Origin of the sequence: Dactylosporangium darangshiense (assembly GCF_039537565.1) — a bacterium.
GTDB lineage: Bacteria > Actinomycetota > Actinomycetes > Mycobacteriales > Micromonosporaceae > Dactylosporangium > Dactylosporangium darangshiense.
The window spans coordinates 459,794-472,263 of the sequence record NZ_BAABAT010000004.1 but is presented as its reverse complement, the minus strand read 5'-3'; the positions used below and the strand labels follow the sequence as shown (position 1 = coordinate 472,263).

Genomic DNA, 12,470 nt, shown 5'->3' with positions numbered 1-12,470 from the left:
GAGCTCTACCTGGACCGCGCCGCCGCGGCCTCGCCGTTCGGCGACGACCAGGAGTTCCCGCTGCCGCCGGAGAAGCTGCGGTACAACCACCCGCCGACCAGCAGCGGCCACTGAGCACTGCAACAGGGCCTCTGACGCTCGTCAGAGGCCCTGCATGGCCTTCGCGTACCGGTCGGTGACGCGCGCCTGGACGAGCTTTGCCACTGGCGCGCCGAGACGGACCCACCACTTCGCCGGGCGGCTGAACGCCCGCACCTCGAACCACACCTCGCCGGCCGCGTCGTCGGAGAAGTCGGTGGAGAGCAGGAACGCCTCCTCCCCGGTCTCCACGTGCCCCGGCAGCGTCCCGAACCCGAAGCCGTAGCGGCCGGGCTCGTCGATGACCCACACGATCCGGCACGGCACCCACAGCCGCAGCAGCCCGACCCCGATGCCGGAGGCGAACTCGACGCCGACCGCCGGCCGGTCGGCCTCCGTGCGCACCAGCAGCCCCGCGCCGCGCTGCGGCCGCCAGCCCGCCAGGGCCTCGGCGGCGACGCGGAACGCCTCGGCGCCGACCCCGACCCGCACGCGCCGGGTCACGTGCAGGTAGCCGGGCGGCAGCGGCCCGTCGCGGGTGGCGCCGACCTCGCTGTACGTCAGGTTCACGCGGTAGAAGGTAGCAACGGCTCCAGCGCGCGCACGATCGGCGCGTCGGCCGGCAGCCACGGCACGCTGTACAGCTCGCCGACGGCCAGCCAGCGCAGGTCACTGTGCTCCAGCGCGACCGGCTGGGCGCCGTTGATCAGCGTGGCGACGTACACCCGCAGCACAGCGGTCCCGTTCAGCATCGCGATGTCGTCGCCGACCCGCTGCCCGACCTCGACGTCGACGCCGAGTTCCTCCTGGCACTCGCGCACCAGCGCCTGCACCTCGGTCTCCCCCGGGTCGACCTTCCCCCCGGGAAACTCCCATTTACCGGCCATTTCGGGCGGCTCGGCACGCTCACAAGCCAGGACACGTCCGCCGGAGATGATCGCGGCGCCCACGATGATCCTTGGCATCACCCGTTCGGTCTGCACGGCCAACCAGGGTGCCAGATCCAAATGAAGTTCCGGTGGCGGGCTATGCCCTGTTGTTCACCAGACGCGGGAAAAGTGGCCGTGGACAGATCCACCGGTTGCTAGTCAGACTTGCAGACACCGTTGATGACGGGCAGGCTTCGAAACGGCCACAAGCCGGCAACGATGCCGTGGGAGGGTAGGTCGAAATGCGGGCCCGGTGGAGCGACGATCACCGTGATTATCTCAGCGATGCGCTGGCCTTACTGCAAGGCTGGACACTCGACGGCGGCGAGATCCGCCGGACGTTGCATCTCGACGATTCCCAGCATGCGGCACTCACCGAACGAATGAAAGTGGTAGCGGACGCCGTCGGCGTCCGCCCGGACGTCCGCCGCCTGGACGGCCGCACCCAGATCCGCCTGCGCGTCCCGGGCACGGCCGACTCGGAACTCTCCCCCGGCGAGGTCACGCTGGCCGCCCGCATCGAGGACATGTACAAAACCATCATCGCGGGCGCCGCATAACACCAAAAGCCTCATGGCTCGGGTCCGCGTCACCAGCTGACCGTTGTTCCCACCAGACACCGCTGCGGGCCTGGCGGCCCTCCGCTGCCACCTCCGCGGTGCCAAGAACGACACTCACACGTTGAAGCGGAACTCCACGACGTCGCCGTCCTGCATGACGTAGTCCTTGCCCTCGATGCGGACGCGGCCGGCGGCCTTGGCGGCGTTCATCGAACCGGCCGTCATCAGGTCCCCGAAGGACACGACCTCGGCCTTGATGAAGCCGCGCTGGAAGTCCGAGTGGATGACGCCGGCGGCCTCGGGGGCCGTGGCGCCGATCGGGATCGTCCAGGCGCGGGCCTCCTTCGGGCCCGCGGTGAGGTACGTCTGCAGGCCCAGCGTCCGGAAGCCCACCCGGATCAGCTGGTGCAGGCCGGGCTCCGGCTGGCCGATGGACGCGAGCAGTTCGAGCGCCTCCTCCTCGTCGAGGTCGGTGAGCTCCGACTCGATCTTGGCGTCGAGGAAGATGGCCTCGGCCGGCGCGACGATCGCGCGCAGCTCGTCCAGGAAGGCGGCGTCGCTCAGGCCGGCCTCGTCGACGTTGAAGACGTAGAGGAACGGCTTCGCGGTCAGCAGGTGCAGCTCGCCGAGCTCGGAGATGTCGAAGCCGGCCGCGTAGAGCGTGTTGCCCTCGTTGAGCAGCTCACCGGCGGCCTTCGCGGCGGCGGCGACGCCGGCGCGCTCCTTGCGGACCTTCGCCTCCTTCTCCAGCCGCGGCAGCGCCTTCTCGATGGTCTGCAGGTCGGCGAGGATCAGCTCGGTGTTGATCGTCTCGATGTCGTCGCGCGGCGAGACCTTCCCGTCCACGTGCACGACGTTGGGGTCGGAGAACGCGCGCACCACCTGGCAGATCGCCGAGGCATCGCGGATGTTCGCCAGGAACGCGTTGCCGCGCCCCTGCCCCTTGGAGGCACCGCGCACCAGGCCCGCGATGTCCACGAACGACACCGGCGCCGGAATGACCTTCTGCGAGTCGTACAGGTCGGCCAGCCGCCCCAGCCGCGTGTCGGGCAGCCCGACCACCCCGACGTTGGGCTCGATGGTGGCGAACGGATAGTTCGCCGCGAGCGCGTCTCCCTTGGTCAGGGCGTTGAACAGGGTGCTCTTGCCGACGTTGGGCAGGCCGACGATACCGATGCTGAGTGCCACGACACGTGAGTCTACGGAAACGGCCCGGCCACCCCGGCGCCGGTCGGACGCCGTCAGCGCGCCCCCCGGCCAAACGGGCCGCCCCCGCAAGGCAGCCGACCCTGCGAGGCAGGCCGCCCCACAAAGCCGGCCGCCGCGAGGCGAGCTGGGCGCGAGGCGGGCTGGGCGCCCGAGCCGAGCCGGGCACGCGAGCCGAGCCGGGCACGCGAGCCGGGCTGGGCGCGCGAGCCGGGCGCGCGACGTGGTCAGGTCAGGCGGACGCCCAGCTCGGTGGCGAGCCCGGCGAACGCGCGGGCGGCCTCGCCGAAGCGGCGTGGCCCCGACAGCACGTCCGGGCGCGCCGGGTCGTGCAGGTGCGGCTCGAGCGACGCGAAGCCCGTCCAGCCGGAGTCGCGCAGCGCGGTCAGGGTCTCGCGCAGCTCGCCGTCGCCCTGACCGGCCGGCACCTCGACGCCGTCGGCCGCACGCGCGTCCTTGACCTGCAGGTACTCGATGTAGGGGCGCAACGCCGCGAAACCGTCGGTGAAGGGGCGGACGCCGACCTGCACGAAGTTGGCGTTGTCCCAGGCCACGCGCAGAGCCGGCGAGCCGACGGACTCGACGATGTCCAGGACCCGCTCCGGTGTGTCGCCGTAGATGGCCTTCTCGTTCTCGTGGACGAGCACGACCGACTCGCGCTCGGCGACCTTGGCGAAGGCGCCCAGCCGGGTCAGGACCGTGTCGCGGGTGGCCTCCACGGCGACGCCGTCGGGGCGGTAGAACGAGAACAGCCGCACGTAGCGGGCCTCCAGGCGGCGCGCGACCGCCACCACTCGCTCCAGGCGCGCCAGCTCCGTCGGCGCGTCGTCGTAGACGCCGGTCTTGCCGATCGGGGACGCGATCGCCGAGACCCGCACGCCGTGGCGGTCCAGCAGGGCGGACAGGCGCGTGACGTCCTCGTCGCTCATGTCGGCCACGTTGACGCCCCACGCGCTGCGAAACTCCAGGTGCGACGCGCCCAGGGCGAGGAGCACGGACAGTTGTACCGCCGGGTCCTCGTCGATCTCGTCGCCGAACCCCGACAGCGTCCACTCGGTCATACACGACATTATGAACGCCATGGAAGCCGATGCGGTCGCCCGCTCCCACCGCCCCGGAACCGTCGACGGGATCGCCCGCCAACTGCGCGAGCTCGGCCTGCCCGAGGGCGCGACCGTCGTCGTGCATTCGTCGCTGTCGCGGCTGGGCTGGGTGGCCGGCGGCGCGCACGCCGTGGTGCTGGCCCTGCTGCAAGCGATCGGGCCGGACGGCACGCTCGTCATGCCGACGCACTCGCGCAACCTGACCGACCCGGCCGACTGGGGCAACCCGCCCGTGCCCCAGGACTGGTGGGAGGTCATCCGCGCCGAGACGCCCGCCTACGACCCGCAGGTCACGCCGACCGGCTTCATGGGCGCGATCGTCGAGTGCTTCCGCTCGTTCCCCGGCGTGCTGCGCAGCGCGCACCCGACGGTCTCCTTCGCCGCCCTGGGGCCCCTGGCCCGGCAAATCACCGACGGGCACCAGCTAGACGACGGCCTCGGCGAGGGCTCGCCGCTGGCCCGGCTCTACGAGGCGGACGCCTGGGTGCTGCTGCTCGGCGTCGGGCACGACAACAACACGTCGCTGCACCTGGCGGAGTATCGGGCCGAGGTACCGAAGGAATATCTGCGGCAGGGATCGCCCATGCTCGTCGAGGGCGAGCGGCGGTGGGTCACCTATCGGGAGCTGTCCGACGACACGTCGCTGTTCGACGCGCTCGGCAAGGACTTCGCCGAGATCACCGGCGGCGAGCGGACCGGGCCGGTCGGCGCGGGCACCGCCCGGCTGATGCGCCAGCGCGAGCTGGTGGACTTCGGCGCCCGGTGGTTGACGCAGCGTGGGGCGAACTGACCGCCTGTTGATCACGCGGTGTCCACATCGCGCCATGTCCGCAGTGCGGCAGCCATGGGCCATGTCGCTGAATTGCTTCGGGATTCAGACTTCGTGCTCGGGTGGTCCGGTATTCCCCCCTTACGCGGATCCGCCCAGCCCCCGGGCCGCGTGTCGTCGTTAGCCCTCCACCTCAGCGGCGTCGCGCGGCCCACCTTCTGCCCTGGGACCCGGGTTCGGCGGCGCACATCCACCGCCGGGTTCGAGGGCCGCCGAGGCTGGCTGTCCAACCGCGACCGCGGGCACCCGGGCCGCCGGCCCGGCCCCGGGCCCCTCCCGCACCAGCTCCCGCGCCACGGGCCCGGCCTCGACGGCGTGCGTCTCCCGCGCGGCCGCGACGGTCCCGCGCAGCTCCCGCGCCGGATCCCGCACGACAGGCCCGGGCTCGACCCCGGTCGACTCCCGCGGCGCCGCGACGGTCCCGGGCGCCTTCCGCGCCGGATCCCGCGCCACGGACCCGGCCTCGACGCCGATCGTCTCCCGCGCCGCGCCGGGCCCGAAGGCGTCCGGCGCCGCGACGACGGTCGGCAGCCAGCCGCGGCGGCCGGCCTCGAACGCCAGGCCCGTGCGGGTGTCGACGCCGACCGCGACCATCAGCCGCTCCAGGCGCCGCTGCACGGTGCGCTTGCTGACGCCGAGCTGCGAGGCGATCGACTTGTCCGGGAAGCCGGCCACGAGCAGCGACAGCAGCAGCCGCTCCGCCTCGGCCGGCCCGCCGTCGGGCTCGTCGGCCAGCAGCGGCGAGGCGCGGTCCCAGATGCCCTCGAACAGCGCGACGAGCGCGTCGAGCAGCTCGCTGCGGCGGATCAGCGCCGCGGTCGGCTCGCCGAGGTCGCGCTCGCGGTCGGGCACGAGCGGGCAGATCGCGATGGACCGGTCGGCGATGGCCAGGCGCACCGGCAGCGACTCGACGACACGGGCCTGCTCGCCCCGGCGCACCGAGGCGGCGATGCTGGGCAGCTCGCCGGGGCTCTCGACGAGCGCCCGTTCATAGATCGCGCGGTACCGCACGCCGCGCCCCAGCGCCGCGCTCTCCTCGGCGTTCTCCGGCCCGCTCATCGCGATCGGGTTGACCCGGCAGAACCACAGGATCTCCTCCTGGGCGGAGTTCTGCATGTCCCGCAGCCGCTCCCGCAGCGCGGCCGCGCCGACGACGATCTCGACGAGGTGGTCGGCGACGCGGCGGCGGGTGGTCGCGCGGTACTCCTCCGTCAGCCGGGCGACGACCCGCCGCGCCGAGTCCAGCGAGCGCTGCCGCCGCAGCAGGGCGTCACCGAGCGCGACGTCGGGCGGGAGCGGCTCGAACACCGGGCCGCCGCGGGCGAGGCCCTTGGCCCGCAGAGACTCGAGCAGCCGGCGCGCCTCCGCGGCCGGGATGTCGGCGGTGTCGGCGAGGTCGTCGGGCCCGGCCGCCGCCAGCCGCACCAGGAGGCGGTACGCGTGCTGCTCACCGAGGTCCAGCAGTTGAGCGTCGAGCTGGTCCGTTTCGTCGGGCATGCGACGACTCTACGAACGGGCGCCGGCGCTGACGAGGGCCGGCGCCCGGACAGGGAGCCGATCTGTCTGTTCCAAGGATCACTTACGCCCGGGTCAGCGGGTCATCCTTGGGGTCGTCGTACTTCACGGTCTCGAACCGGCCGTCGTAGTCACTGTCGGTGACGGTGTAGTCGCGGCGGCCGTCGCCGTCGACGTCGCGGGCCACGAAGTCGGCGCGGCCGTCGAAGTTGGTGTCGCGCACGTCGGTGTCGATGTTGCCGTCGTTGTCGAGGTCGGCGACCACCCGGTCGAAGCGGCCGTCGTGGTTGGTGTCGATCGCCGCGATGTCCTTGTCGCCGTCGTTGTCGGTGTCGACGAGGATCACGTCGACGCGCCCGTCGCCGTCCGTGTCGCGCATCTCGGTGTCGAGCGTGCCGTCGCCGTCGGTGTCGATCGAGTACCGGTCGATGCGGCCGTCGCTGTCGTCGTCGTAGGCGACGAAGTCGGCGCGGCCGTCGTGGTCGCGGTCCATCGCGTAGATCGTCTCGCCGTGCTCGCCGTGCAGGGTCACGACGCTGGGCTCCTGGTCGGCGGCGGACAGGCCGCTGCTGTCCCCCTCGGCCGGCCCGAGGCCCGCTTCCTCGCCCTCGGACGCGCCGGTCACGTACTCGGTCATCGCCAGTCTCCATATCGTGTTCGTTGGCCACCACCTTAGGCGCTTCGGGCCAGCCACATCGGCGTCCGAAAACCGCCAGTCACCGCCGCGCGGGCGGGGCAGGATGGAGTCGTGGAACTCGACTTCGAAACCTGCCGCAAGGCGGCGACCAGCCGTGACTCGCGCTTCGACGGCGTGTTCGTCACCGCGGTCAAGTCGACCAAGATCTATTGTCGGCCGTCCTGCCCGGCGATCACGCCGCGCGCCGAGAACGTGCGCTTCCTGCCGACCGCGGCGGCCGCGCAGCGCGAGGGCTTCCGGGCCTGCCTGCGCTGCCGGCCCGACGCGGCGCCCGGTTCGCCGGACTGGGACGTGCGCGGCGACGTCGTCGGGCGGGCGATGCGGCTGATCGCCGACGGCGTCGTCGACCGTGACGGGGTGCCGGGCCTGGCCAGCCGGCTCGGGTACACCGAGCGGCACCTGCACCGGATGCTCACCGCCGAGGTGGGCGCCGGGCCGCTGGCGCTGGCCCGGGCGCAGCGGGCGCAGACCGCGCGGGTGCTCATCGAGACCACCGGGCTCGGCCTGGCCGAGATCGCGTTCGCGGCCGGCTTCGGCAGCGTCCGGCAGTTCAACGACACCATCCGCGAGATCTACGGGCGGCCGCCGTCGCAACTGCGGGCCCGGCGCACCCGGCCGGAGCTCGCCTCGGATACCGAGCAGCAGCACGACGAGGGCGTGGTGGCGGTCCGGCTGCCGTACCGGGCGCCGCTGCACGCCGAGTCGCTGCTGGCGTTCCTGGGCGACCGGGCCGTGGCCGGCATCGACTCGGTCGAGGACGACGGGTACCACCGCAACCTCCGCCTGCCGCACGGCACCGGGCGTGCCGTGCTTCGCCCCGAGCACGGCCACGTCGCGGCCACCCTGCACCTCGCCGACGTGCGCGACCTGGCGCCGGCGGTGGCCCGCTGCCGCCGGCTGTTCGACCTCGACGCCGACCCCGTCGCCGTGGACGCCGTCCTCGGCGCCGACCCGGCCCTGGCACCGATGGTGCTCAAGGAGGAGGGCGTGCGCGTGCCGCGGGCCACCGACGGCTTCGAGATCGCGGTCCGCGCCGTCGTCGGGCAGCAGATCTCGGTCGCCGCCGCGCGCACCGTGCTGCGCAAGCTCATCGCCGCCGACGCCGGGCTGTTCCCGACCGCCGAGGAGCTGCTCGCGCTGCCGGACGAGGCGTTCGCGATGCCCGAGGCGCGCCGGCGCACGCTGCGCGGCCTGGCCGCCGCCGTCACCGCGGGCGAGCTCGACCTCGACGGCGGCGGCGACCGCGCCGAGACCGTGGAGCGCCTGCGGGCGCTGCCCGGCATCGGCGACTGGACGGCGCAGTACACGGCGATGCGCGCCCTGGGCGACCCGGACGCGTTCCTGCCGACCGACCTGGGGGTCTTGCGCGGCGCGCGGGCCGCGGGACTGCCCGACACACCGAAGACCCTGGCCGCGCACGCCGAGCGCTGGCGGCCCTGGCGCTCGTACGCCGCGATCCGACTCTGGAGAATGCCGTGAACACCTACTACACCACCGCCGACACCCCCGCCGGTGCCTTCACGATGATCGTCGACGCCGACGAGACCGTGCTGGCCAGTGGCTGGACGAGCGACGTGCGCGAGCTCACGGTCCTGGCGAGGCTCAGCGGCACGCCGGAGCATCGCGAGCAACTGGGCGTACCATCGAAGGCTCTTGAATCCTATGTGGACGGTGACCTGACGGCGATCGACGCCGTGCCGGTGCGCCAGGCCGGCGGCGAGTTCATCGCCCACGCGTGGGAGGTCCTGCGCGAGGTGCGCGCCGGCGAGCCGGTCACCTACACCGAGTTCGCCGCGCTGGCCGGGCGGCCGGCGGCGGTGCGTGCCGCGGCAATGGCGTGCGCGCGCAACGCGGCGGCGCTGTTCGTGCCCTGCCACCGGATCCTGCGCCTGGACGGCACGCTCGGCGGGTTCCGCTGGGGGCTGCCGGTCAAACGGTGGCTGCTCGATCATGAAGCAATCTGAATATCGGTTGGCGCCGATGTGAAGCCAACGTACGTTTGATGCATGTCAACAACGACCGCCGCGCCCAGTCAGGCGCGGCGGTCGAAGGCGTATGACCTGTGGCGCATGCGGGTCTACCTGCAGCCCTACTACCGGCTCACCGCCTGGTCGATGGTGGCCGCCGTCGGCTCGACGGCCGCGAGCCTCGCCATCCCGCTGCTCATCCAGCGCGTCGTCGACGGCCCGGTGCGCCACGGCGACACCCGGGGGCTGTTCCTGCTCGGCGCGCTCGCCATCGCGCTGGGCGTCTTCGAGGGCGCGCTGAGCTTCATCCGCCGCTGGGCGCAGTCGGCGTCCTCGGTCGGCATGGAGGCGAGGCTGCGCGAGGACCTCTACGCGCACCTGCAGCGGCTGCCGATCGAGTTCCACGACCGCTGGCAGTCCGGGCAGCTGCTGTCGCGAGCCACCGCCGACCTGTCCTCCATCCGGCGCTTCCTGAGCTTCGGGCTGTTCTTCTTCGTGCTCAACCTGGCCACGTACGTCGCGGTGTCGGTCCTGCTGATCCACCTGTACTGGCCGCTGGGCGTGTTCGTGGCGCTCAGCGCGATCCCGCTGTTCCTGATCGTGCGCCGGTTCACCGCGCGGTACTACGCCGCCTCCCGCGAGCTGCAGGACTCCCTCGGCGACCTCACCACCCGCGTCGAGGAGTCCGCGCAGGGCATCCGCGTCATCCGCGCCTTCGGCCGGCGCGACCACGTCGGCGAGCAGTTCGGCGACGGCGCCCGCCACGTGCACGACCTCGGCGTCGGCAAGAGCCGGATGGTGGCGCGCACGCTGTCGCAGTTCGACCTGGTCCCCAACGTCACCCTCGCGGTCGTGCTCGTCGCCGGCGCCATGGCGGTCTCGGCCGGCTCGCTCACCGTCGGCACCCTGGTCGCGTTCGTGGCTCTGCAGGTGATGCTGGTCTGGCCGATCGACATCCTCGGCTGGATCATCGCCAACGCGCAGGAGGCGATGAGCGCGTCCGCGCGCATCTACGAGGTCCTCGACACCCCGCCGTCCATCGTGGACCGGCCGGGCGCCGTCGCACCGTCCACCGTGGAGGGCCGGCTGCGCTTCGAGGGCGTCGAGTTCGGCTACGAGCCGGGCCGGCCCGTGCTGCGCGGCATCGACCTGGAGGTCGCGCCGGGCGAGACGCTGGCGATCGTCGGGCTCACCGGCAGCGGCAAGACGACCCTGGTGTCGCTGGTGCCGCGGCTCTACGACGTCGGCGCCGGGAGCATCACCATCGACGGGCGCGACGTGCGCGACATCCGGCTCGACTCGCTGCGTCGCATCGTCGGCACCGCGTTCGAGGACCCGACGCTGTTCTCGATGAGCGTGCGGGAGAACCTCACGCTCGGGCGCACCGACGCCACCGACGAGGAGATCGAGGAGGCGCTCGCCATCGCACAGGCCGGCTTCGCACACGACCTGCCGTGGGGTCTGGACACCCGCATCGGCGAGCAGGGCCTCTCGCTGTCCGGCGGGCAGCGCCAGCGCCTCGCCCTGGCCCGCGCCGTGCTCGGCCGGCCCAACGTGCTCGTGCTGGACGACCCGCTCTCCGCGCTCGACGTGCACACCGAGGCGCTCGTCGAGGAGGCCCTAGCCACCGTGCTGGCTGGGACGACGGCGCTGCTGGTCGTGCACCGCCCGTCCACGATCGCGCTCGCCGACCGGGTCGCGTTCCTGCAGGACGGCCGCATCGCCGCCACCGGCACGCACTCGCACCTGCTGGCGACCTGCCCCGGCTACCGGGACGTGCTGCGTGGCACTTGATGTCCAGCGGTGGCGCGGCACCGCGACGGAGGAGCCCGACCCGACCAGGCGCGTGGCGAGCCGGCGCCTGCTCGCCTCGCTGCTGCGCCCGCACAAGCTGTCGATCGTCGCGCTCGTCGCGCTGCTGCTCGTGCAGAACCTCGCCGGGATGGCCGGGCCCTACCTGGTGAAGCTCGGCATCGACCGCGGCATCGGCCACCCGCCGGTGCTCGTGCTCGTGACCGCGCTCTTCGCCGCCGCGACCGCGGCCGAGTTCGCCACCCGCCGCGCGTTCCTGGCGATGTCCGGGCGAGTAGGCAATGCGGTGCTGCTGGACCTGCGCGTCCGGGTGTACCGCCACCTGCAGAAGCTGTCGATCGGCTTCCACGAGCGGTTCACCTCCGGCCGGGTCATCGCGCGGCTGACCAGCGACGTCGACAACATCTCCGAGCTCGTCGACGGCGCCCTGGACGACCTGGTCCTGGCCGCGCTGTCGGTGCTGTCCGTTGCCGGGATCCTGCTGTGGCTCGACCTGCCGCTGGCGCTGGTCACGCTCGCGTCGTTCCCGTTCCTGGTGTGGCTGTCGCGCTGGTTCCAGCGGGCCAGCGCCCGGGCGTACCGGCGCACCCGGGAGACGATCGCGCTGGTCATCATCCATTTCGTGGAGTCGCTCGGCGGCATTCGCGCCGTGCAGGCCTTCCGGCGGGAGCGCCGCAACGACGAGATCTTCGGCGCCGTCAACGACGACTACCGCCGGGCCAGCCTGCAGGCGCAGCGGCTCGTCGCGACCTACTCGCCGGCCATCAAGATCGTCGGCAACGTCTCCATCGCCGTGGTGCTCACCTACGGCGGCTGGCGGGTGCTGCACGGGCACACCGAGGTCGGGGTGCTGGCGGCCTTCCTGCTGTACCTGCGCCGCTTCTACGAGCCGATGCAGGAGCTCTCGCAGTTCTACAACACGCTGCAGTCGGCCACCGCCGCGCTGGAGAAGCTGGCCGCGGTCCTCGACGAGCCGCTCGCGGTGCCCGAGCCGCGCTCGCCGGTCCACCTGCCCGCCCCTCGGGGGGAGCTCGCCTTCGACAGCGTCGCGTTCGCCTACGACGCCGGGCGGACCGTGCTGCCGTCGCTGGACCTGTTCGTACCGGCCGGGCAGACCATCGCCCTCGTCGGCGCGACCGGCGCCGGGAAGTCCACGCTGGCCAAGCTCGTGGCCCGGTTCTACGACCCGACCGCGGGCAGCGTCGCGCTCGACGGCGTCGACCTGCGCTCGCTGGCCGAGGGCGACCTGCGCCGGGCGATCGTCATGGTGACGCAGGAGAACTACCTGTTCTCCGGCACCGTCGCCTCGAACATCGCCTTCGGCCGCCCGGGCGCCACCCGCGCGGAGGTCGAGGCGGCGGCCGCGGCGATCGGCGCGGACGCGTTCATCCGGGCCCTGCCGGACGGCTACGACACCGACGTGCGCAAGCGCGGGGGCAGACTTTCGGCCGGACAGCGGCAACTCGTGGCGTTCGCGCGTGCCTTTCTGGCCGACCCCGCGGTGCTGATTCTCGACGAGGCGACGTCCTCGCTGGACATCCCGAGCGAGCGCCTGGTCCAGCAGGCGTTGCGGACGATCCTGGCATCCCGGACCGCTCTGGTGATCGCGCATCGGCTGTCCACTGTGGAGATCGCCGACCGTGTGCTGGTCCTCTCCGGGGGCCGGATCGTGGAGGACGGCCCGCCATCGGCACTGATCACCGGCGGTGGCCACTACGCCGCCCTTCACGAGCAATGGCGCGATTCCCTGCTGTGAGCTGCTCTGTGTCGGGAA

12 protein-coding genes are annotated in these 12,470 nt (G+C 72.6%); 6 read left to right on the top strand and 6 right to left on the bottom strand.

Features of this window, described 5'->3' with window-relative positions; genetic code table 11:
* Positions 1-141: 141 nt before the first annotated feature.
* A complete protein-coding gene (locus ABD901_RS12050) occupies positions 142-648 on the bottom strand; it encodes a DUF1990 domain-containing protein (protein ID WP_345124479.1) in 507 nt (168 codons plus the stop codon).
* Positions 645-1,043, bottom strand: coding sequence for a (deoxy)nucleoside triphosphate pyrophosphohydrolase (locus tag ABD901_RS12045; RefSeq protein WP_345124612.1), 399 nt, complete (start codon positions 1,041-1,043; stop codon positions 645-647). The genes ABD901_RS12050 and ABD901_RS12045 overlap by 4 nt, the downstream gene beginning before the upstream one ends.
* 206 nt (positions 1,044-1,249) lie before the next feature.
* On the opposite strand from ABD901_RS12045, the gene ABD901_RS12040 reads away from it, so the two are divergent.
* Positions 1,250-1,567: a pterin dehydratase gene (locus tag ABD901_RS12040; protein WP_345124477.1), complete on the top strand. Its 318-nt coding sequence runs from the start codon at positions 1,250-1,252 to the stop codon at positions 1,565-1,567.
* Positions 1,568-1,681: 114 nt separating this feature from the next.
* Here the strand turns inward: ABD901_RS12040 and ychF are convergent, their stop codons facing one another.
* Positions 1,682-2,755, bottom strand: coding sequence for a redox-regulated ATPase YchF (gene ychF, locus ABD901_RS12035; RefSeq protein ID WP_345124475.1), 1,074 nt, complete (start codon positions 2,753-2,755; stop codon positions 1,682-1,684).
* 245 nt (positions 2,756-3,000) lie between these two features.
* A complete protein-coding gene (locus ABD901_RS12030) occupies positions 3,001-3,834 on the bottom strand; it encodes a sugar phosphate isomerase/epimerase family protein (protein ID WP_345124473.1) in 834 nt (277 codons plus the stop codon).
* Positions 3,835-3,853: 19 nt separating this feature from the next.
* Here ABD901_RS12030 and ABD901_RS12025 point away from each other — a divergent pair, with 19 nt between their 5' ends.
* Positions 3,854-4,666 (top strand): AAC(3) family N-acetyltransferase, encoded by an 813-nt coding sequence (locus ABD901_RS12025; protein WP_345124472.1) that lies wholly within the window; start codon positions 3,854-3,856, stop codon positions 4,664-4,666.
* 159 nt (positions 4,667-4,825) lie between these two features.
* Here the strand turns inward: ABD901_RS12025 and ABD901_RS12020 are convergent, their stop codons facing one another.
* Together ABD901_RS12020 and ABD901_RS12015 are read right to left on the bottom strand one after the other, a co-directional pair.
* Complete coding sequence (locus ABD901_RS12020; RefSeq protein WP_345124470.1) at positions 4,826-6,202, bottom strand: helix-turn-helix domain-containing protein; 1,377 nt, start codon at positions 6,200-6,202, stop codon at positions 4,826-4,828.
* An 82-nt stretch (positions 6,203-6,284) separates the two neighbouring features.
* Positions 6,285-6,857 carry a hypothetical protein gene (locus ABD901_RS12015; protein ID WP_345124469.1) on the bottom strand — a complete coding sequence of 191 codons (573 nt, stop codon included), beginning with the start codon at positions 6,855-6,857 and terminating at the stop codon, positions 6,285-6,287.
* A gap of 111 nt (positions 6,858-6,968) precedes the next feature.
* Between ABD901_RS12015 and ABD901_RS12010 the strand changes: the two genes are divergently transcribed.
* The 4 genes from ABD901_RS12010 to ABD901_RS11995 are packed head-to-tail and all read left to right on the top strand — an operon-like array spanning position 6,969 to position 12,452.
* Positions 6,969-8,396 (top strand): AlkA N-terminal domain-containing protein, encoded by a 1,428-nt coding sequence (locus ABD901_RS12010; protein WP_345124467.1) that lies wholly within the window; start codon positions 6,969-6,971, stop codon positions 8,394-8,396.
* Positions 8,393-8,881, top strand: coding sequence for a methylated-DNA--[protein]-cysteine S-methyltransferase (locus tag ABD901_RS12005; RefSeq protein ID WP_380136929.1), 489 nt, complete (start codon positions 8,393-8,395; stop codon positions 8,879-8,881). Before ABD901_RS12010 ends, ABD901_RS12005 begins: the two co-directional genes overlap by 4 nt.
* Positions 8,882-8,923: 42 nt before the next feature.
* Complete coding sequence (locus ABD901_RS12000; RefSeq protein ID WP_345124464.1) at positions 8,924-10,678, top strand: ABC transporter ATP-binding protein; 1,755 nt, start codon at positions 8,924-8,926, stop codon at positions 10,676-10,678.
* Positions 10,668-12,452, top strand: a complete 1,785-nt coding sequence (locus tag ABD901_RS11995) for an ABC transporter ATP-binding protein (protein WP_345124462.1) — start codon at positions 10,668-10,670, stop codon at positions 12,450-12,452. Before ABD901_RS12000 ends, ABD901_RS11995 begins: the two co-directional genes overlap by 11 nt.
* The last annotated feature ends 18 nt before the right edge of the window (positions 12,453-12,470 follow it).